This is a genomic window from Clostridium lamae, from assembly GCF_033043255.1.
GTDB classification, from domain to species: Bacteria; Bacillota; Clostridia; order Clostridiales; family Clostridiaceae; genus Clostridium; species Clostridium lamae.
In genome coordinates, this window is the sequence record NZ_JASCQJ010000015.1 from 39,969 (window position 1) to 62,477 (window position 22,509).

16 protein-coding genes are annotated in these 22,509 nt (G+C 27.4%); 3 read left to right on the plus strand and 13 right to left on the minus strand.

Going from position 1 to position 22,509, the window contains the following annotated elements; all coding sequences use genetic code 11:
* Positions 1-155 precede the first annotated feature (155 nt).
* A complete protein-coding gene (locus QK892_RS09255; RefSeq protein ID WP_317273262.1) occupies positions 156-3,896 on the minus strand; it encodes a phosphoribosylformylglycinamidine synthase in 3,741 nt (1,246 codons plus the stop codon).
* A gap of 300 nt (positions 3,897-4,196) precedes the next feature.
* Between QK892_RS09255 and QK892_RS09260 the strand changes: the two genes are divergently transcribed.
* Positions 4,197-4,385 (plus strand): hypothetical protein, encoded by a 189-nt coding sequence (locus QK892_RS09260; protein WP_317273264.1) that lies wholly within the window; start codon positions 4,197-4,199, stop codon positions 4,383-4,385.
* A 14-nt stretch (positions 4,386-4,399) separates the two neighbouring features.
* Positions 4,400-4,591: a hypothetical protein gene (locus tag QK892_RS09265; protein WP_317273265.1), complete on the plus strand. Its 192-nt coding sequence runs from the start codon at positions 4,400-4,402 to the stop codon at positions 4,589-4,591.
* Positions 4,592-4,822: 231 nt separating this feature from the next.
* On the opposite strand, the gene QK892_RS09270 is transcribed toward QK892_RS09265, so the two are convergent.
* The 4 genes from QK892_RS09270 to QK892_RS09285 form a co-directional block, all read right to left on the minus strand.
* Positions 4,823-4,978 (minus strand): zinc-ribbon domain-containing protein, encoded by a 156-nt coding sequence (locus QK892_RS09270; RefSeq protein WP_317273266.1) that lies wholly within the window; start codon positions 4,976-4,978, stop codon positions 4,823-4,825.
* Between the two features lie 351 nt (positions 4,979-5,329).
* Positions 5,330-6,262 (minus strand): amidase domain-containing protein, encoded by a 933-nt coding sequence (locus QK892_RS09275; RefSeq protein ID WP_317273267.1) that lies wholly within the window; start codon positions 6,260-6,262, stop codon positions 5,330-5,332.
* A gap of 293 nt (positions 6,263-6,555) precedes the next feature.
* Positions 6,556-7,506, minus strand: a complete 951-nt coding sequence (locus QK892_RS09280) for an SPFH domain-containing protein (protein ID WP_394855016.1) — start codon at positions 7,504-7,506, stop codon at positions 6,556-6,558.
* Positions 7,507-7,938, minus strand: coding sequence for an NfeD family protein (locus tag QK892_RS09285; RefSeq protein WP_317273268.1), 432 nt, complete (start codon positions 7,936-7,938; stop codon positions 7,507-7,509). It abuts the gene before it with no gap.
* Positions 7,939-8,218: 280 nt separating this feature from the next.
* On the opposite strand from QK892_RS09285, the gene QK892_RS09290 reads away from it, so the two are divergent.
* Positions 8,219-10,123: an NAD(+) synthase gene (locus tag QK892_RS09290; RefSeq protein ID WP_317273269.1), complete on the plus strand. Its 1,905-nt coding sequence runs from the start codon at positions 8,219-8,221 to the stop codon at positions 10,121-10,123.
* Positions 10,124-10,516: 393 nt separating this feature from the next.
* Here the strand turns inward: QK892_RS09290 and QK892_RS09295 are convergent, their stop codons facing one another.
* The 8 genes from QK892_RS09295 to QK892_RS09330 form a co-directional block, all read right to left on the minus strand.
* Positions 10,517-12,088 (minus strand): response regulator transcription factor, encoded by a 1,572-nt coding sequence (locus QK892_RS09295; protein WP_317273270.1) that lies wholly within the window; start codon positions 12,086-12,088, stop codon positions 10,517-10,519.
* Positions 12,089-12,095: 7 nt separating this feature from the next.
* Positions 12,096-13,856: a sensor histidine kinase gene (locus QK892_RS09300; protein WP_317273271.1), complete on the minus strand. Its 1,761-nt coding sequence runs from the start codon at positions 13,854-13,856 to the stop codon at positions 12,096-12,098.
* Positions 13,857-13,886: 30 nt separating this feature from the next.
* The gene (locus QK892_RS09305) at positions 13,887-14,729 is read right to left on the minus strand and encodes a carbohydrate ABC transporter permease (protein WP_317273292.1); all 843 of its coding nucleotides are present in this window, start codon (positions 14,727-14,729) and stop codon (positions 13,887-13,889) included.
* Between the two features lie 5 nt (positions 14,730-14,734).
* Entirely contained in the window at positions 14,735-15,637 is a 903-nt protein-coding gene (locus QK892_RS09310; RefSeq protein WP_317273272.1) for a carbohydrate ABC transporter permease, read from the minus strand.
* Between the two features lie 108 nt (positions 15,638-15,745).
* A complete protein-coding gene (locus tag QK892_RS09315) occupies positions 15,746-17,059 on the minus strand; it encodes an extracellular solute-binding protein (protein WP_317273273.1) in 1,314 nt (437 codons plus the stop codon).
* Positions 17,060-17,219: 160 nt separating this feature from the next.
* Positions 17,220-18,809, minus strand: coding sequence for a response regulator transcription factor (locus QK892_RS09320; protein WP_317273274.1), 1,590 nt, complete (start codon positions 18,807-18,809; stop codon positions 17,220-17,222).
* Positions 18,806-20,593 (minus strand): sensor histidine kinase, encoded by a 1,788-nt coding sequence (locus tag QK892_RS09325; RefSeq protein WP_317273275.1) that lies wholly within the window; start codon positions 20,591-20,593, stop codon positions 18,806-18,808. Before QK892_RS09325 ends, QK892_RS09320 begins: the two co-directional genes overlap by 4 nt.
* A gap of 32 nt (positions 20,594-20,625) precedes the next feature.
* Positions 20,626-22,491, minus strand: a complete 1,866-nt coding sequence (locus QK892_RS09330; protein WP_317273276.1) for a sialate O-acetylesterase — start codon at positions 22,489-22,491, stop codon at positions 20,626-20,628.
* Positions 22,492-22,509: the final 18 nt, after the last annotated feature.

Below are 22,509 nucleotides of genomic sequence, written 5' to 3' on the forward strand. Positions count from 1 at the left end.
AGAGAATCTTCATTTTTTCATTTTCCTAAACTCCCCAGGAGTTTATTCCTTAATTATGCATTTTGCATTACGCATTATGCATTATTATAGGTAGCACCTACTCACATTCGTTCTTAGGTGTAAGTTCGGCTAAGCCAAATCATAGATTTGGAGCCTTACTTATAGTAATTCACTCCAGATTTAAATATCTTTTGATCGAAGTTTCCTGGTATATTTTTATAGAGATTGTCTCCTATTCTTTCTGAATGCCCCATCTTACCAAGGACTCTTCCATCTGGACTCGTTATTCCTTCAATTGCTAACATTGAACCATTAGGATTATATGGCATATCCATAGATATATTTCCGTCTAAATCAACATATTGAGTTGCTATTTGTCCATTTGCTTCTAAATTTTTTAGTAACTCTTTTGGTGCTACAAATCTTCCTTCTCCATGAGAAATAGCAATTGAATGTATGTCAGAAACATTCACCTCTCTAAACCATGGTGATTTATTAGATGTAATTCTTGTTCTAATTATTGAACTCATATGTCTATTAATTTCGTTATATGTTAATGTTGCCATATCACCTTCTATATCAACTATTTCTCCATAAGGTACTAATCCTAACTTAATAAGTGCTTGGAAGCCATTGCATATACCTAGCATTAATCCATCTCTATTTTTTAGCAAGTCCATTACAGCATCTTTAATTCTTTCATTTCTAAATACATTTGCTATAAATTTACCTGATCCATCTGGTTCATCACCTGCTGAAAACCCTCCTGGCAACATAATAATTTGACTTTCTCTAATTGATTTTTCCATACTTAAAATAGATTCATGTAAAAGCTCCTTGTTCATATTATTAAAAATTATTTCAGTAACTTCTGCCCCTTCTCTTTTAAAAGCTCTAGCACTATCATATTCACAATTTGTGCCTGGAAATATTGGTATGAAGACTCTTGGTTTAGCTATCTTAATCATTGGTTTCTTTATTTCTTTAGCTTCAAATAAATCTGTTTTAATAATTTCATTTTTCTTTTCAGTTTTTATCTTAAAAACTTTTAATAATTTTTCTTCTAATACTTCTTCTAAAAAGTCTATATTAAAGTTAATATCATATTTATTTAAAATTATAGCCCCATTTTCTATTGTTCTACCTATTACTTTATAAGCGCAACCTTCAAATTCTTTATCTATGTCCACATCTTTTTTTACTTCTAATAATAAGCTTCCATAGTTTAGTCCAAACAATTCTTCTTTATTTAACTCTTCAATTTCTACCCCAATTTTATTTCCTAAAGACATTTTTGTTATTGCTTCTACTAATCCCCCAAATTTTATTGCTGAAGCAGATATAACTTTTTTATCTAAGATTAAATTATTTAGTCTATCTAAGTTTTCTTTAAACTGATTTACCTTTAGTGTCATATCATCATTTTTCTTTGCTATTAATAGCACTAATTTAGAATCTATATTTTTAAACTCTGGAGAAATAATATTTTCTGCCTTTTCAACATCTACTGCAAATGCAACAAGTGATGGTGGAACATCTATCTCTCCAAAGGTTCCTGACATAGAATCTTTCCCTCCAATTGCAGGTATTCCTAAATCCATTTGAGCTTGATAAGCTCCAAGTAAAGCTGCAAATGGTTTTCCCCATTTAGTCTCATTTTTTCCTAATCTCTCAAAATACTCTTGTAATGTAAGTCTAGCCTTTTTATAATTCCCACCCATAGCTGAAAGCTTTGTAATAGCCTCGATAATAGAATAATATGCCATATGATACGGACTCCACATTCCCATTTCTGGATTAAATCCGAATGTCATTAATGTAGCATCTTTACTCTCTCCGTTTAATACTGTAATCTTTGCTGCCATCCCTTCTGCTGGTGTCTTTTGATATTTTCCACCAAAAGGCATAAGTACTGTTCCAGCACCAATTGTTGAATCAAATCTCTCTACTAAACCTTGTTGTGATGCTACATTTAACTTTCTTAATGTATTAATCCACTCTTCTTTTACATTTAACTCTTCCTTAATTAAAAAAGGATATTTTTCTGGAGCTTTTACTTTTACATTTGTAGTCTGCGTTGCTCCATTGGTATCTAAGAATTCTCTTTTTATATCAACTATATTTTGACCTCTCCAAAACATCCTAAGTCTTTCTGACTCTGTGACAACAGCAACCTTTACCGCTTCTAAATTTTCTTTCTTAGCTAACTCTATAAATTTCTTTTCATTTTCTTTATTAATTACTACTGCCATTCTCTCTTGGGATTCAGAAATTGCAATTTCCGTTCCATCTAATCCATCATATTTTTTAGGTACCTTATCTAAATCTATATCTAATCCTCTAGTTAATTCTCCAATTGCTACAGATACTCCACCAGCCCCAAAATCATTACATCTTTTTATCATTCTAGTTACTTCTTTATTCCTAAATAATCTTTGAATTTTTCTTTCTGTTACTGGATTTCCTTTTTGAACTTCTGCGCCACATTCATTTATAGATTCCTCAGTATGTTCCTTAGAAGATCCTGTTGCTCCTCCTAAGCCATCTCTACCAGTTCGTCCACCTAACAAAATTACAACATCCCCTAGCTTAGGCTCTTCTCTAACTACATTTTCTATAGGGGCAGCTGCTATTACTGCACCAATTTCCATTCTTTTTGCAACATAATTTGGATGATAAACTTCAGCAACTTGTCCTGTAGAAAGCCCTATTTGATTTCCATAGGAGCTATATCCATGTGCTGCTCCTAATGTTATAGTTCTTTGAGGAAGTTTTCCCTTCAAAGTTTTTTCAACACTAACTGTTGGATCTGCACATCCAGTAACTCTCATAGCTTGATATACATATGTTCTTCCTGACAAAGGATCTCTAATAGCTCCACCAAGACAGGTAGCTGCTCCTCCAAAAGGTTCAATTTCGGTAGGATGATTATGTGTTTCATTCTTGAACATTACTAAATACTCTTGATTCCCCATATTAGTTTCAATGTTAACCTTTATTGAGCATGCATTAATTTCATCTGATACATCTAAATCGTGTAAAAGTCCTCTTTTTCTCATTTCTTTCATAGTAATAACAGCAATATCCATAAGTGTTTTGTCTTTATCTTTATCTTCATATACAAAATCTCTTGATTTTAAATATGCATTGTAGGACTTCATTATTGGATTTGTATAAATTCCTTCTTCAATACTCACATTTTCTATTGCTGTTGAAAAAGTAGTATGTCTACAGTGATCTGACCAATAAGTATCTATAACCTTTATCTCTGTAATACTTGGATCTCTTTGTTCACTTTTAAAATAATTCCTAATAAGCTTAATATCATCTAAACTCATGGCTAATCCCATTTTTCTATGTAACTCATTTATTTCTTCATCTGTTTTATTAATAAATCCCTTTACAACGCCTACATTTTTGGGTTTAGGCGGTTTAGATGATAATTCTAAATCATTTATACTTACTTCTCTTGAATCAACAGGATTTATATAGTATCTCTTGACTTTTTCAACTTCTTCTTTAGTAATTTCTCCACCTAGAACTATTATTTTTGTCCACTTAACCTCAATCTTTTCACCTGAAGTTAATATTTGGTAACATTCAGAGGCTGAATCCGCTCTTTGATCATACTGCCCTGGTATATACTCAACACCAAAAGCAATTTCATCTTTTTTAATATTAAAGCTATTTTCATATAATATATCCGATGTTTTTTCTGAAAAAATTGTATATATAGCTTTTTTATAATCTTTTTCTTCAACTTCTCCTAATGTATATTTATTAATTATCCTTACTGAATTTAATGAACTTATTTCTAGATTAATTCTAAAATCATCTAGTAAACTTTTCCCTTCTATATCATAACCCTTCTTTTTTTCTACAAATATACATTTCATTGTGAATCTTCACACCTCCAAAGTCATACGATTGAATCCGAACATTATTTTATATTTTAAAATATTCTTTCGTATTTATATCTTAAGATTAACACCTTATCATATCATTGTCAACTTTTGCCTCAATTTTTTTATAATTAAATCTACCTTATCCGAACATTAGACTTTTCATTTAGTATTTTAGTCAGAATCTAACATCCTTTTCATTCCACTTTTAGCTACAAAATTTATTTAATACCTGTCATTTATTTTTATTTTCTAGGAATACTAATAAAGACATTAAAAAGGTGGTGTTATATTATGAAAAGAAACGCAAAAGATAATTTAAAATTAACTTTAGAAGAGCTTTGTAATTGTGAAAATCATTTAAATACTGCCTACTTAAATGCTGAAGAATCTTATAATAGAAATGAGATTCATGAGGCTCTTAAAGCTGTAAGTAGCGCTGTTGATTCTACTCAAGAAGCTTTAAGAAATTATAAAGAGTAAAAGGAGTGTTTTTTATGGGACATAAACCTAATGCTAAAGATGAATTAAAACTAGCACTGACTAGTATTACACATGCTCAAGAACTATTACATGATGCAATTGACACTGTAGAAAAAGATAATAATAAACAATTAATTCAAGATACTTTGGCTAATGTAAATAAGGCTCTAAATGCTACTAGAACCTCAACTTATGGCTATAAATAAAAAAGGAGATAAATATTATATTCCTTATTCCGTCACTTCGTTCCAAGTCACCGTCATATAATATTTATCTCCTTCTATACTGAAGGTAATAATTCCTCATTTCATTCGGAATTATGAAGACTATTCATAGGATAATATTTTTATACCTACTAATTTAGATATGAAATAACTCATATACGTAAATCTCTATAAAATCAAAAAAGACTGTAGGTAACCCTACAGTCTAACTAACTATCTTCTATTGTTTTGAGCTTTTCTAGCTTTTCTACAAGCTGGACATCTTACTGGTTCGTTATCGAATCCTTTTTCTTTGTAGAATTCTTGTTCTCCAACTGTGAACACAAATTCGTTTCCGCAATCTTTACATAATATTTTCTTATCTTCCATTTTTAAACCCTCCATTTTAAAGACTATTATAGTAATATTAATCTCTATAACGGAGAATATCATTATCTATCAAAATCTTTAAACAATTATTTTTTAGTCACATTGACTACGTAAATATAATATCATATTTGCCAAAAGAAATCTACATAAATTTAAATTTATTTTGAATAAAAATAGTGAATTTAGGAATTAAAAAAGCTTACTCACATGGCAATCCTATGTATAATTTCATAAAAAATACCGGCAGCATATACCACCGGCAAAGAAACCTACGTAACCCCTTAAGGTCATCTTTATTTTTGTCAATTTCCTTATTTTATATTCTTAAAACTTATATTTTTTTTATTTTACTTAGAGTCCATTTCTATCCATTAATGATTCCAATAATTCTTTTGATGATCTTGAACGCATATTCATTTGTAATTCAATATCTTCAACTCTTTTTTCCATTTTATTTATGAATTCATCCGTTTCTTCATTTTTATAATCTTTATTATCAAATCTTGTATCTTCTATACTTATTCTGATTATTTCAATAGCTTCTTTTAGCTCTTTATTATAATTTTTTTCAGTTTCTAAAGCCTTATTTCTCATTCCATTATTTAAACTTTTTTCTTCTTTAATATTATATACTAATAAATTATAATCATTTGGTTTTCCTAATAAATAGTATTTTAAATTACCATTCTTATAGAAATTTTCTATTGAATTGGAATGCTGGCTAAAATATATTGTATCATTATCTATTACATCAGTAATTGCTTGAGAATGAAATGCTATATTATTAGGCCTTGAATATTGAACAATATCTCCAGCATATATGCTTGAATAAATATCATCCCATTTTTTTAAAGCATCTTCAATTTTATACTCTCTATATTTATATACTCTTTTCCCTTCCTTACCAAAATGTAAGTTAAATGCATTAGCAGAAGTCCATGTAGAAGTTCTATTGGGTAAATCAGACGAATAGTAAAACCAAGAATTAATGCTTGTAGCATTTTTCTTAGTACCTACAAACTCCATACCTCCAGCTCTTAAAACTTGAGATACAAAATTAGTACAATCTCCACCGTCATTTATATAATTATAATATTTTTTATTAACTGACATAGCCCATTTAATTGCATATTCTCTAGCTAACTCCCTATTATAATTATTACTATTCTTTTTAGCTTCAACTAATATAAACTTATTATAAATACTTGTATTCACTAATACTAATACTATAATTAATACTAATAATAAGGATTTTATTTTTTTATTTTTTATAAAACTTTTCATAATTTATTTCTCCAGATAAATTCATATTCTATTATATCTTTTGAAATAAAAATAAAATTATTACAAATAATTTATTTTAATGAAACCAAAAATACCAAGAAAAATTGCGATTATTAATGATAGGTGTTTCATTATATAGATACATACCCTCTTCTCCCTTTTATAAAAAATAAATATACATATACTATCTTAATTTTAAAAAAAGACTCCTATTAATAGGAGTCTTTAGCTAATTTTATACTTAAGAATAAAATTCATCGTAAATTCTTATTATTAATTTAAAAGTTAAAAACTTAATTATTTCCTTTTAACATTTCTCCGATTGCAGCAATACTTCCAAGTGAAGATAATGTTTCATTTGGTAATATAAGCTTATTAGCAGGATTATTAGCCATTTCTTTAAGAGCTTCAACTTGCTTTAAGGCAATAATTGTTTCGTTAGTACCTGATTCTATAATTGCCTTATTTACCTTCCTTATAGCTTCTGCTTCTGCTATGGATATTTCTTCTATAGCTTTAGCTTTACCTTCTGCTTCAAGTAATTGAGATTCTTTTAAACCTTCAGCTCTTCTAATATTTGCTTGTTTTTCAGCTTCAGCTGCAAGAATCTTAGCTTGCTTTTCCCCTTCAGCCTTTTCTATTTGAGATTGTCTTTGCCCTTCAGCTTCAAGAATCATTGCTCTCTTATTTCTTTCAGCCTTCATTTGCTTTTCCATAGCCTCTTGTATTTCTCCAGGTGGAATAATATTCTTAATTTCAACTGAAAGAATTTTTATACCATATGCATCTGTAACTTCATCTATTATACTTAAAAGATCTTGGTTAATTTTATCTCTACCTGATAAAATTTCATCTAAGGACATATTACCTAAGATATTTCTCATATTAGTTGTTGCTGAATATACTATACCTGATCTAAAATCTTCTATATTATATACTGCATCTTTTGCATTTAAAAGTTTATAGAAAATAACATTATCAACTGATATTTTAACGTTATCCTTAGTAATAACTGATTGTGGTGGAACATCTAATATTTGTTGCTTTGTTGAAACCTTTTTTCTTACAAAGTCTGCAAAAGGAATCATGAAATGCCATCCTGGTTCTAATGTCTTATGATATTGACCAAATCTTTCTACTACATATAAGTATCCTGTATTTACTATCTTTATTGATGATAAAATTGTAACTAGAATAAAAAGTATTATCACTCCCAAAATAACTAATCCAATTATACTATCCATTTAAATTTCCTCCTCTTTCTCTATAATTAATTTTATGCCATCTATTCCTATAATCTTAAAGTTATCTCCAGCTTTAATTTCTGCACCTGTATTTTGTACAGTCCAATAAATTCCGTCAACTTTAACTTTTGCTCTTTTCTCTATATCATCTTCAGCTTTCATAACTCTTCCGATATAGGTTTCCTCCATTAAAGGTGTTCTTTTAACTGATGTTTTAAACTTTTTCTTAGCCCAAGGATATCCAAGTGAAACTGTAATTAAATTTACTACTAAGAAAATAATAACCTGAACACCAAATGATATCCCTAACACTTCTGCTATCATAGCTGCAATTGCTCCTACAGTAAACCAAACAAATAAAAAGCTACTTGTTGCAATATCTATTAGAATTGCTACTGCTGCTATGATAATCCATAAAATTACTATGCCCATATTCCCCCTCCTTTTATATATTTATATTATATCATTTTTAGAAAAAACTTGAAATTCCTTTATTTTATAAATTTATTATATTATATTTTAAAACCTTTTTCAATATTTATTTTATCTTATTATATAGTATTTTAAACCTTATTATTTAGTTTTTTATCTCTTTTCTTCTATTATCATTGATTTTCTATAGTTTTCCTTTTATTATTTAAATAGTAGTTTTGAATTTATTATCTTAAAAGAGTTAAAATATTATTATTACTATTTAGATTGGAGAGATTTTATGAATTTTATAAAAGTTGCTGCTGCATGTCCTATTACTCGTGTAGCAGATATTGAATATAATTTAGAAAATATACTTTTATGCTTAGAGGAAGCATCTAAAAATAAAGCAAAAGCCATAGTTTTCCCAGAATTATGCGTTACTTCATATAGCTGTGGTGATTTATTTATGCAATATAGCCTTTTAGAAAAAGCAAATTTAGCTATTAATAAAATAATTGAAAAAAGTTCTAACTTAGATATGTTAATAGCTGTAGGAGCTCCTCTAAACTTTAAAAATGTATTATTTAATTGTGCCTACATAATATTTAATGGAAAATTACTTGGAATTGTTCCAAAATCATATATTCCAAATTATAGTGAATTTTATGAAAAACGTTGGTTTAGTGAAGGTCTTGGCATAATTGATGAAAAAGTTGATTTTGATTTTCAAAAAGATGTACCTTTTGGAACTAACTTAATCTTTAATTCTTGTAAGTACACATTTGGATTTGAAGTTTGTGAAGATCTTTGGGTTACTATTCCTCCTAGTTCTTATCTTTCACTTTTAGGAGCAAATATTATAGGAAATTTATCTGCTTCTAATGAGCTAGTAAGTAAAAAAGATTATAGAGAATCTTTAATTTCAAATCAAAGTGCTAGATGTATGTCTGCATATATTTACTCTTCAGCTGGAGTTCATGAATCAACCACAGATTTACTATTTAGTGGTCATCTACTTATTGCTGAAAACGGAACAATGCTTAAGGAAAATGAAAGATTCCAAAGAGATAATGAAGTTATTTATTCATATATAGATATATTTAAATTAAATAGTGAAAGACTTAAAAACATAAGTTATAGAGATGCTTCAAGGATTACACCTTTTGATGCCAAAATAATTAACTTTAATTATAACGAAAATACGATAGATAATTTTGATAGATATATAGATAAGCATCCATTTGTGCCTTCTAATGCAAAACAAAGAGAAGAAAGATGCAAAGAAATATTTAGTATTCAAGCTTCTGCACTAGCAAAGAGAATGGAACATACTAATTTGAAAAAAGCTGTTATAGGTATATCTGGTGGACTTGATTCTACCTTAGCACTACTTGTAGTTGTAAAAACCTTTAAACTTTTAGGTATAGATAACAAAAATATCATTACCATTACAATGCCTGGATTTGGAACAACTGATAGAACCTACAATAATGCTTTGACACTATGTAAAGAACTTGGTTGCGATTTAAGAGAAATAAATATAGTAAAAGCGGCATTACAACATTTTGAAGATATAGGTCATGATAAAGATATTCATGATGTTACTTACGAAAATGTTCAAGCAAGAGAAAGAACTCAAATCCTTATGGATATAGCTAATAAGGAAGGTGGACTATTAATTGGTACTGGAGACCTTTCAGAACTTGCTCTTGGATGGTGTACTTATAATGGAGATCATATGAGTATGTATTCTGTTAATCCATCTATTCCAAAAACTTTAGTTAGATACTTAGTTAGATATGTAGCTGAAAAGGAATCAACTAAAGAAGTATCTGAAACATTATTAGATATACTAGATACTCCTGTTAGTCCAGAATTGCTTCCTAAAGATGATAAAGGAGAAATAGCTCAAAAAACAGAAGATATAATTGGTCCTTATGAATTACATGACTTTTTCTTATATCATTTTATTAAACATGGTTCTTCTAAGGAAAGAATTCAATTCTTAGCAGAAGAAGCCTTTAAAAATGACTATAGTAAAGAAGAAATACAAAAATGGTTAGATAAATTTATTTATAGATTCTTTACTCAACAATTTAAGAGAAGTGCATTACCTGATGGTCCAAAGGTTGGTAGTATCTCATTGAGTCCACGTGGTGATTGGCGAATGCCTTCTGATGCTTCATTTAACTCATTTAAATAAAAGAAAGAGATTGTATTTCAAGTAGTTAGTATCATTTCACTGGGAGTTTTTATAATTCTATTTATTCAAAATCCCTAAATTACCATAACTCGTTTCACTCAAACAATGGTAATTCTTAACGGTCTTTTGAAACATAGAATTATAAAACTCCAACAGTTTATGATAATACTACTCTCCATAAAATCTCTTTCTTTTTTATATCAACTGAGTTAAATGTCATCATTATAATTAAATAAGTTATAAAACTCTAATACCTTGTAATAATGAGTACCTTCTCATAATGTGATTTTTTATATCTTTAAATTGAGTTAAATGAAATCTAATTTTTAATAATTAGGTTATTGAAAATCCCTAAATTACCATAACTCGCATTCGCTCAAACAATGGTAATTTTTAATATAATTTATTTAAAGTGAATTTTTGATTTTTCACTAGGTTATCTCTGTACTCAGTTGGGGACATTCCAGTTTGTTTTTTAAATGCTAGAGAAAAATAATTAGTATCTTTATATCCAACTAAAGACGCGATTTCTCTTGTCTTCATACCAGTCGTATTTAATAGTGATTTTGCCTTTTCTGTACGCTTACGTATAATATAACTATTACAACCTTCTCCTGTTATATTCTTGAATAACTTTGAAAAATATGTTGGAGTTAAATAAAGCATTTCTGCAATACTATAAACTGAAATTTCTTCATTTAAGTGTACATTAATATACAATTTAGCCTTTCGTATTATCTCATGACTTGCTCCTATATCTGCTTTGAGAAGATTTAAAATAAAATCTCTTGTTATTTTCACTTCATCATCTATATTACAATTCTGAAGAGATATTAAAAATGAATTAAAGATATTATCTTTAATTTCTATATTCTTACTTATACAAGAAAAATATACTCCACATCCGATATCGAAGCATGTTTTCTTCACTAATGAATTAGATAAATTATAGATTTTAACTATATCTATATAAGCTTGAAAAGTATCCATTACCTTCTCTAAGTTATCTATATTTTCCATTATTGTATTCTTAATTTTTTGTATCTTATTATTAAATAAGTTTAAACCTTTCTCAATATGTTCATCTAAATTAATTGACTTTTCTTTATTTAATAATAAAAATGCATCATTATAAGATATATTAATTTTACTTAAACCCTTTACTATACTCCCGAGTATTATTTTAAGCTTAATATTATACTCATTTTTTAAATACTCACCTAAGCTTTCTATTTTTTCACTTGCTTTTTTTATGTTATCTCCTAAGAACATGGCAATTACTATATTTTTATTTTTATCTTCAAAGGTTATTCCTTCTTTATTAGAATCAAAAAATTCTATACATGCATTTTTTAATGATAAATTTAATAATTCAAAATGTTGTTTCCACATTGGATTATCATCTATAAATGGGACTACTATTGCAACTTGTACTTTTTCTTCTAAATTACAATATTCTAGTAGTTCTATTCCATTGTCTATCTTTACTTTTTCATAAATAATATTTTGCATAGTTTGTTCAATCTTTAATTGCTCTGCTACTCCCTTTATTCTATTATTTATTTTTTCATTGAAATACTCTTTTCTCTCACCATCTAAATCTTCTATTAATTTAATTATTGTATTTTTTAATTCTATTTCATCTACAGGTTTTAATATATAGTCATCTACTTGCATTTTGCAGCATTTTTGAGCATATTCAAAATTATCATAACCAGTTAAAACTATTATTCTAGTTTTTTCATTTAATGAATTTACCCTTTTCACCAAAGATAATCCATCCATTTCACCCATACAAATATCAGTTATCATAATATCAAACTTTTCTTTTTCCATTAATCTTAATGCTTCAATTCCTGATGATGCCATTTTAACTTCACTTATTTTTAATTCACTAAGCTTAATATATTTACATATTCCATTTCGTATCATCTCTTCATCATCAACAACTAGAGCTTTATACATTATATATTCACCCCTTTGGTAAAACAATATCTACTGTAGTTCCACCATATTTATTTTGCTTATAGACTAACCCATATTCCATGCCAAACATCATTTCTATTCTTTTATTAACATTTTTAATGCCATATCCAATATCTTCATCTAATTTAGATATAGATTTATTTATGTTATTAATTTTCTCTTCATTCATACCAATTCCATTATCAATAACAGATATGACTATCTTATTATTTTCCTCAAATGCACTTATAATAATTTTCCCTTTAGTATTATTTTTGACTCTTATTCCGTGATATATAGAATTTTCAACTAGTGGTTGTAGTGTTATTTTAGGTATTAAAATTCCTCTTATTTTGTTATCAATATCTATTTCTAATTCAATAATATTACTATACCTAGTATTTTGAATAATTAAGTAGTTTTCTATGTTAGATAATTCTTCTGAAATAGTAACTAAATCTCTTCCTTTACTTAAAGATAGGCGATAATAATTTGCAAGTGCTTTTACCATACGTGATACAATTTGATTCCCATCTGATAGTGCCTGCCAATGTATACATTCTAAAGTATTATATAAGAAATGTGGCTGTATTTGTGATTGTAGTTTATTTAGTTCAATTTGCTTAATTTCTTCTTGCTCTTTCTTCACTCTATCCATAAGCATATTAATTTCTTCTATCATAATGTTAAATCCATTTGATAGTTGTTTAAAATCTTCACCTTGCCACTCTTCATTTATTCTGGCATTAAGATTTCCAGTAGATACCTCTTCCATCTTCTTTATAATTAAATCCATTGGTTTATACAGCTTTTTACTAAATTTATAAAAAGCTATTCCTATTATTAAGTTCGTAATTAACACCCATAGAATAATTATCAATATTACATCATTAGTATCTTTTAATAAGGCTTCTTTAGGTATCTCACCAACCATATACCAATCCCAGTCATCAATTTCCTTATATATAACTACCTTGTTATTTACACTTTTTTCGCCATTATCTTCTTTTAAAATATCCTTATATTGACTATTTAATCCAATTAAATCTTTATATTCACTAGATATTATATTTCCATTCTTATATGTTAAATAAGTACTGACTGATAGTTCCTTATCTAGATTAGAATAAAATTCATTAATATGATCTTCACCTATCCCAATTACAAGAATACCTGCATATTTATTAAAAATATATTTTTCATACACCGGTTGATAAATATTTAAAACATGTTTATCTTCATTAAAAACATTTTTTTCTATATTAATATAACAGTTATAAAAATTACTGCTTATAGATTTATTAAATCCTTCTATTATCTTTTCTCTAAAACTATCATTTGTCCATTGTTCACCTACATAAACTATTCCCTTACCATTTAACTTAATTAAACCTATATAATCAATATAGCCATTTGAATCTAAAATATATCTTATTAAACTATAAACCTCACTTGCATCATTATTATATTTAGGAGATGTTTCATCGAAATTTGTAACAAAATCCTTAGCACTACTATCTGAGGAAATTATATTTGATATCTCTATAAAGTTATTTAATGTTATATCTAAATTTTCTGTTATTTTTTCAAATTGTCCTTTAACAAATGCACTTGACTTTTTTGTAATTTCTTTTCCTGCAAGTTGATAAACAGTAAAAATCAATAAAGTATTAGTAACTAAAATCGAGAAAATAAAAAACATAGTTACTTTATAATTAAACTTTTTAGAATATAATTTATTCATAAATTTCATAATTAATTTATTCATATTTTTATCCTCTCTTAGTTATTGATACTATTATCCCTTAACTGCTCCTGCCATCATACCTTTAATTAACTTATCCTTTCCAAATACAAATGCAATTATCATTGGTAACATGGAAATTGTAAGAACAGACATTATCATAGGTACATTCATAGTGTACTGCCCTTGATACTCCCATATGGACAAAGGCAAAGTCCTATTCTGTAATGATTGAGTTAAAGTCAAAGCAAAGCTAAACTCATTCCATATACTAACTCCATTATAAATTGCTAAGGTAGCTAGTCCTGGTTTTATCAAAGGAAAAATTATATAAATAAATATTTTATATTTGCTACATCCATCTATTTCTGCTGCTTCTTCTAACTCCTTAGGAATTTCATTCATAAATGTGACTAAAATAAAAATTGAAATAGGTAAATTAAAAGCTACGTATGGTCCAACTAATGCCCAAATGCTATCATATAAACCTATTTTTGTTGTCATAATAAATATTGGTAATAGTGTTACATGTATAGGAACTGACATTAATGCAACTATTACTGAATAAATCGGCTTTCTAAATTTAAATTTAAATCTTGATAGCGGATATGAAGCACATGCACTTAATACAAGTAAAATCACGAGAGAAACTACTAATACTATTACACTATTTTTAAAATAAACTAGTATATTGCCTTTAAATACTTCAATATAATTATTTAAATATAGACTTTTGGGTAAATCAAAAACACTTCCCATAAGTAATTCAAATTGTTCCTTAAATCCTGCTAATAACATAAAAATAAAGGGAACAATAGTAATTATCAGCCATGATGTTGCTAACAATCCAACAAAACATTTAATTGAAATACTTTTTATAGATATATTCTTTTTCATAGCAATCACAATTCTTCCTCTCTATTTAATATTTTAATTGTAAATAGTGATATTATTGTTATAATGATAAACATCCCTGTTGCAATTGCTGATCCATATCCCATTCTTTGTGATGCAAATGCATTTTTGTACATATATGTTGCCATCAATTCAGAGGCAGATCCCGGTCCCCCTCCTGTCATAACATATATCAAGTCAAAATACTTTAAGGATCCAACCATTGATAATATAATTGCACTTTTTATAGCTGGCCTTAGCAAAGGTAAAGCTACCTTCCAAAAATATTGATTTTTTGTAGCACCATCAATAATTGCTGCTTCATATAACTCTGAAGGAATATTAGTATATGCTGCTAAAAAATAAACCATATAAAAAGGTATAAATTGCCAACATATAGCAACTGTTATGGTTACGAGAGCAGTTTTAGGGTTTCCTAACAAATCTATAGAATTCCCCCCGAAAAACTTCGAAATTCCAGTAATGATTCCAGTATTAGCATCCAATGCATATCTAAATAAATATCCAATAGCAACTGAAGACATTAACATTGGTATAAACCAAATTACTTTAAATACATTTAACTTTTTCCCACCAAAATCTAGGAATGTTGCAAGAAGCATTCCAATTGGTAATTGAACTAATATGGACAACACCATTATTGTTATATTATTTAATAAAGCCTTTCTAAAAATAGTATCATTTAAAAGCTCTTTCCAGTTTTCTAATCCTATAAATAACTTATTTTGACCAATTCCATTCCACTCATAGGTACTCAACCTAATGGAATAGAATATTGGATACACTATAAATACTAGAAGAAATATAAATGCTGGTACTAAAAATATAATTGTTGCCTTTTTCACCTCTAAATCACGTTTTTTAGCTAAGCTAATAGTTTTAATTTGCATGCTATTTCTCTCCTTTATATTAATTTTTAGGCTATTACAAAAACATATTATTTTATCAAATCATTTGCAAAATACAATGTATTTATAATAGCCTTATTACTAATATGATTATTTATTTTTTTCGTTATATGCCTTCATAGCTGCTTGTAATTCTTTATTAGCTTCTTCTGGTGTCTTTGTTAATCCAAATACTTCTTGTGAAGTTGACTTATGAACTTCTGCAACTTCTGCTGGTAAATATTGATCATACCATAATTGAACCCCTGCTGATTTTTGTACTTCATCAAAAATCTTTTGAGTTAATGGATCTTCAGGTTTAAAATCTTTAAATACTCCAATTCTTCCTAAATCCTTACGATCTTGTACCGCTTCATCATCTAGTAAAGCTTGAATAACTTTAAATGCGCCTTCTTTATCTTTACAATTTTGTGATACTGAATATAAGTTATCACCAATTATTCCTGCCATAATTGTTTGATCAGCTTTTGATTCTTCTACAGCTGGGAAAGCAAAAAATCCTAGTTTATCTTTAAATTCTGGATTTTCTCCTAAAACAGTAGATGTAAACCATGAACCCATTAATTCCATACCTGCTTCACCCTTATATAATAGCTGTCTAGCTTGTCCACTGTCATCATCCATTCCATTAAATCCATTATTAAAGTATCCCTTATTAACCCATTCTTGAATCTTATTACCAGTAAATTCAAATGCTTCATTCTCAAAAGTTCCTTTTCCTGAAACAGCATCTGCAAAAGGTTCTAATCCACCATATCTAGTTGCTAAGTACATATAATACATGGAGCCTGTCCATTTAGTTGCATTAGCTAGTGCAAAAGGAGTTACTCCATTTTCCTTTAACTTATCACATATAGCTTCTAGATCACTTAATGTCTTAGGTTCTTCTAATCCATACTTTTGGAAAATTTCTTTATTATAGTAGAATCCTGCTACTGATACTCCTTCAACTGGAACTGCATATATCTTTCCGTTAACAGAACATTGCTCGATAGCTGCATTAAGGAATTTATCTTTATAGTTGTCCTTATTCATATACTCAGTTAAATCTGCAACTAAATTAGAATCCACATAATCTATTAATGTTGCTCCACCCCAGTTAATAAATATATCTGGAATTTGATTAGAACTCATAGCCATAGCTAACTTTTGTTTGTAAGAATCATTGCTCATATCAACTATTTCTACTTCATATTGAGGATTTTCTTTAGTAAATCTATCTACAGCACGATGTATAACATTTTTAGCTTCTGCAGTTTGGATTTGCCATAATGTAAGTTTTGTTTTTTCAGTTTCTCCCCCGCCTGTTGTTGAATCTCCAGGCTTATTGCATCCCACCATTAAGGTTGAAACAATAAAAAGACTTGCTACAGCGGATAGCATTTTCTTTAAATTTTTATTCATTTACAAATACCCCCATAAACTTATAATTTATTCTACTTACATATATTAACATTATAAACTTTATATAGAAATTTAAAATTCTATCTTTTATATATAATTTTTTATGTTTTTGTAAACATTTACTGATGGGGTATATTTATAAAATTAAAATTTATTACTTTTATACTTTTAATTTTTTTCTATATTGCAGTGGTGTCTTTCCTTTAAGTTGCACAAATTTATTAATAAAATAATCTGTGTTATTATAACCAACTAATTCTGCAATTTTATATATCTTTTCATCACTATTAATAAGTAACTCTTCCGCTCTATCCACTCTATAAGAATTTAAATAATCTTTAAATGACATATTATACTGTTTTTTAAATACTTGTCCTAAATAAGCACTATTAATGTAATACTTCTCTCCCAAGGACTTTAAACTTAACTTTTCCATATAATGTTCCGATATTTCTTTATCTATATGATGTAAAATCCCTTGAGAATTACTTTGTCTAATTTGAGCCAAATAATTTGAGAACTCTAAAGAAAACTTCTTTAGATGCTTAGAACTTCCTCTACTTATATGTTCTTTGAATATTCCTAGGCTTATATCTTGTACTATTTTTTGCTGATCCACATTTTCATCTATATTTTTAGCTATAATTATAAGATTACATAATAAGTAATTAATGTTTATTGTTATTATTTCTAAATCTATGAAATTATTTTTAAAACCACTATAAAAATTATCAACGCATTCTATTATTCTTACCCTATTATTTTCATCAATTGCTTTAATTAAATCGTCCATATATTTTATCTCAATTGAATAGCTTTTGTTATTATTTATTATGTCATCATAATAGGATATATTATGATCTATTGAAAAGTTAGAAAACATCCTTGCAATAATAGATGATTTATATGATATTTCAAGTTCCTCTAAACTAAAAACTTCTTGACCTATATAAATAAGAAAGTCATATTTATACCCTTCTCTTATATGATTGATTAGTTGTGATATATATTCTTTTTCGCTAATATTTTTTTCTCTCGATAACCTTTTTTCATAGATAAAACCTATATCATAGCAATCCTTTTCATTAATTACATCAAATACAACATTATAGTAATCATTACCTAACCAATCTAATATTCTTTTATAAAGCTTATGTTGCCCTAGTCTTTTTTCCTCATGTGATAGATTTAAATATTTATTATCATTATAGTTAACTTCTATATTTATATATCTAAGTTTACTTTGAGGATTAAATCTATTCTTTATATAATTTAAACTTTTCTTATCATATAACCCTAAAATTAATTCACTTAAATACTTATCATAAACAAGCTTATCATTATTTTGCCTTTCTTCTTTTTCAATAAGTGTATTCTTATATCTCTGTTGTATTTTTAGTAAAGAAGTAATAAGTTCCTCTCTTTGTATTGGCTTTAATATATAATCTTGAACATTGTATTTTATTGCTTTTCTAGCATATTCAAATTCACTAAATCCACTTAATACTATAAAATTTATTTCTCTATTAGTAATTTTAATTATACTTTCTATAAGCTCAAGACCATCCATTTTAGGCATTCTTATATCTGTTATTACTAAATCTATTTCTTTTTCTTTTATTTTTTCTATAGCATTTAATCCATTTTCACATTCATCCACAATTTTGTATCCATATTTTTCCCAATCAATTAAAACCTTTAGTCCCTGTCTTATAAAAGGTTCATCATCTACTATTAAAGTTTTAATCATAAATTCTCTCTCCTTTTTAATTCTTCTATAGATATTTTTATTGTAATGTCTGTTCCCTCATTTTCCTCACTATCTATCTCAAAATGTACATTATTATTAAAATACATTTTCACTCTCAAATATGCATTAAAAATACCTATACTCTTTTCCTCACTTAATGAATCAAAGCTTGAATTTTCTATACGCCTTCTTATTCTTTCTAATAAGTGCCTTGATATTCCATTTCCAGTATCAGAAATCTCTATATATAAATACTCATCATCACTAAAAACAGAAACACTTATACCTGCATTATACGGTATTTTCTCTATTCCATGAACACATGAATTTTCAACGAATGTTAATACTGATAATTTTGGAATCTTATATTTCTTACACTCATCCTTAATATAAAAATTATAAGATAACTTTTCTCCAAATCTATATCTTTGAATATTAATATAATTATTTACAAAGGCCATTTCTTCTTCAATAGTTATATTATCTTCTCCCCAATTTATTGTTTTCCTAAGTAACATGGAAAGCTTTTCTATTATTTCTGCTGTTTCATCTTCATTTTTAATAAGACTTCTCATTCTTATAGTTTCTAGAGTATTAAACATAAAATGAGGATTTATTTGGCTTTGCAATGCTTTAAGCTCTGCTTGCTTTTTTGCTAATTGAAGTATTTTTTTCTCTGCATCTTCTTTAAAAACTACTTCTATTAATTGTTTAATTTTTAAAACCATTAAATTATAACTTTTTATTAAGCTACCAATCTCATCATTGCCTTCAACGGTTTCTATTATATAAAACTCTTCATTTTCTACTTTATTTAAATGAGTACTTATTATTCTAATTCTATTTATTAATGATTTTGATATTAAACTTATTATTATAGTTGGAAATAATAAGTTAAATATAATCAAACTAGCAAAAAGTCCACCTGAATTTTTCAAATCTAAAAATGTCTTCTCATATTCCTCAGTAAATATAATATCCCATTCATTCTTAGATTCATATAAATTTAACTTTTGCTTAATTAAAATTTGGTCTTCATCTATTATATCTATATTTTTAAAGTCTTCTTTAGGAGAATAAATACCTTTGTTTGATAATAATATTAAATCCTTATTAACTATATATAACGTTTCTTCCATTTGCTCATTTACTATATTACTTAATAAAGCTTCATAGTTTATATCTATCTTTACAATCTTTTCATTACCATCTTTAAAATAATTAATCTTTCTTACAATACTTATAGTTCTAGATGGAAAAGCATCCGCATATAATTTTCTACTTTCATCATATTCAACTGTAATAGTTGTACTTTCATTATTTTCGTAAAACTGCTTGTACCAATCTCTATTCCTAACTTCTGGAGTTAGTTTAAATATATTAGCGCTATTAATTATACTATCATTATCCACATAAACATTTATACTAGATATGTGTTGTGGATTATAATAATCTTTTAGTACAGTATTTCTTAAAAGTTTAAAATAATTATCATAATATTCAACAGGTGTATTGTAATTAGTCGATATTATACTATTTAAATCTTCATCTGAATTTATATGGTTACTAAGCATAATACATTCTTCTATAACTCCATTTAAATTATAAGTTACTCTGTCAATTACATGATCTATATTAATTCTCTTTTCCTTTTTTTCATTGCTTTTAACTGTATATGACATTATAAAATTACTTACAATCATAGGAATCAATACACAAACAACATATATCATTAATAATTTAGATTTAATACTAGTATTATTTAATACACCTTTTATTTTCATATATTTACCCTTACCTCTAATAAATTTAGAAATTAAAACTTATCCTCAGTCGTAAACGGTGATGCAGGTAACCCTTCTTTATTATATAGATTTATATTTTCAAGACCATTTTTCCATGCATACCTAACATTTTTCGGAGCTTTAACTTCCCTACTCCATACCTCTATATGATCTCCTTTTATTTCAGCTTCAGCTTCATAATATCTGTTGTCTTCTCCACATATCATAAAATTATTTAAATCACCTTGGATGCCTAATAATTCACTCTCACAACTCTCAAAGTATATATTTATTTTATCGTTATTTTTTTTCATTTCTTTATATAGCGGACCATTACATACTATATCTTCTCCATAATACTTATTAATTGCTAATAAAGCTAATCTTCTTCCTACCTCTTTTTTATTAAATGGATGTAGTTCATTATTTTCTCCAATATCTATTGTTACAGCCATGCCAGTATTACTATTTTTTAAAGATCTTCTTTGCGCTTCTCTTAATCTTGCCCAATCATCACCATTCTTAATTTGTGATGGCTCTGCGTAATTAGCAAGCTGTACATATAAGAAAGGAAAATCTCCTATATCCCAATTGTTACGCCATTCTTTTAGTAGAGTTTTAAATAGCTCTTCATAATCATCTGGATGCCACGTATTAGATTCTCCTTGATACCATATTGCACCAGCTATTGCGTAGTCTTTTAATGGATAAATGACTGTATTATACAATCCTGTAGGCATATATTGGAAAAATGTTCTATCAAAATTACTATTCATTTTACATCCTATCTTGTATTTCCATGCCCCAGATAATTCAATTTCTTCATTATCAAATACTAATTTATATATTTTATCTTTTATAAAGCCTCCAATACCAGTATTGCTTATAACTCTTACTGATATAACATTTTTTCCTTCTTTTAATATCCCTCTATTAACTGAATAATTTCTAGGAGGATATCTGTATTCCGTTTTCCCAACAAATTCTCCATTTATATAAACTTCATCAGCATCTATGATAGTTCCTAAATAAAGTTTGGCTTCATTATTTAATATGCTTTTAGGCAAATAAATTTCTTTTCTAAACCATACTGCTCCATCTACTTTATCTAAAGCTGTATCTCTCCACATACCTGGTATAACAATATCATTCCAACTTGAATCATCTAAATCTTCAGCACTCCACTTATCTAACCCTTCATCTTTTAAGTTCATTTCTTTATACCAATTATTTATCCTATCATCATCTTCTTTTTGTTTAGTAATCACATACTGGGCATCTTCACAACTTGCAATTAATTCATCAAATCTATTAAAGCTCTTTAAACTTTCTTTGCTCATCCAAGCTTCTATAGGCGTCCCTCCAACTGCTGTTGATATTAATCCTATAGGAACTTTATATCTATCATATAATTCTTTTGCAAAAAAATATCCAACAGCAGTGAAATCTAATATTGTCTCTGGATTTACTGACTTCCAACCCCCATATTGTAATTCATTTTGTGGACCTTCAAAACTATAATTTTGACTAGCCAAAAATTGTCTTATATTATCATTTGAATATCCTGAAATCTGATTTGCATATAATTCTTTAACTCTTTCTATAGATAGTTCCATATTTGATTGTCCACTACATATCCAAACATCACCAATCAAAATATCTTTAATCCTAAGTTCTTTATCCGACTTTATTAACATTTCATATGGTCCACCAGCTTGCAAATTATGTAATTTAACCTGCCATTCACCATTATTATCTGAATAAGTTTCATAAGTTTCATTCAGGAATTCAACTATTATTTTTTTATTCTTCTGTGCTTTTCCATATATCTTGGTTTTACTTCCTCTCTGAATAACCATTCCATCACTTAGAATACTAGATAAACTTAAATTACTCATAGCTATAGCTCCTCTCAA

Coding starts and splice junctions, on each gene's coding strand:
- QK892_RS09325 (WP_317273275.1), bottom strand. CDS start 20,593: ATGAAAATAAAAGGTGTATTAAATAATACTAGTATTAAATCTAAATTA.
- QK892_RS09300 (WP_317273271.1), bottom strand. CDS start 13,856: ATGAATAAATTAATTATGAAATTTATGAATAAATTATATTCTAAAAAG.
- QK892_RS09260 (WP_317273264.1), top strand. CDS start 4,197: ATGAAAAGAAACGCAAAAGATAATTTAAAATTAACTTTAGAAGAGCTT.
- QK892_RS09305 (WP_317273292.1), bottom strand. CDS start 14,729: ATGAAAAAGAATATATCTATAAAAAGTATTTCAATTAAATGTTTTGTT.
- QK892_RS09270 (WP_317273266.1), bottom strand. CDS start 4,978: ATGGAAGATAAGAAAATATTATGTAAAGATTGCGGAAACGAATTTGTG.
- QK892_RS09285 (WP_317273268.1), bottom strand. CDS start 7,938: ATGGGCATAGTAATTTTATGGATTATCATAGCAGCAGTAGCAATTCTA.
- QK892_RS09320 (WP_317273274.1), bottom strand. CDS start 18,809: ATGATTAAAACTTTAATAGTAGATGATGAACCTTTTATAAGACAGGGA.
- QK892_RS09265 (WP_317273265.1), top strand. CDS start 4,400: ATGGGACATAAACCTAATGCTAAAGATGAATTAAAACTAGCACTGACT.
- QK892_RS09330 (WP_317273276.1), bottom strand. CDS start 22,491: ATGAGTAATTTAAGTTTATCTAGTATTCTAAGTGATGGAATGGTTATT.
- QK892_RS09280 (WP_394855016.1), bottom strand. CDS start 7,506: ATGGATAGTATAATTGGATTAGTTATTTTGGGAGTGATAATACTTTTT.
- QK892_RS09275 (WP_317273267.1), bottom strand. CDS start 6,262: ATGAAAAGTTTTATAAAAAATAAAAAAATAAAATCCTTATTATTAGTA.
- QK892_RS09310 (WP_317273272.1), bottom strand. CDS start 15,637: ATGCAAATTAAAACTATTAGCTTAGCTAAAAAACGTGATTTAGAGGTG.
- QK892_RS09315 (WP_317273273.1), bottom strand. CDS start 17,059: ATGAATAAAAATTTAAAGAAAATGCTATCCGCTGTAGCAAGTCTTTTT.
- QK892_RS09295 (WP_317273270.1), bottom strand. CDS start 12,088: ATGTATAAAGCTCTAGTTGTTGATGATGAAGAGATGATACGAAATGGA.
- QK892_RS09255 (WP_317273262.1), bottom strand. CDS start 3,896: ATGAAATGTATATTTGTAGAAAAAAAGAAGGGTTATGATATAGAAGGG.
- QK892_RS09290 (WP_317273269.1), top strand. CDS start 8,219: ATGAATTTTATAAAAGTTGCTGCTGCATGTCCTATTACTCGTGTAGCA.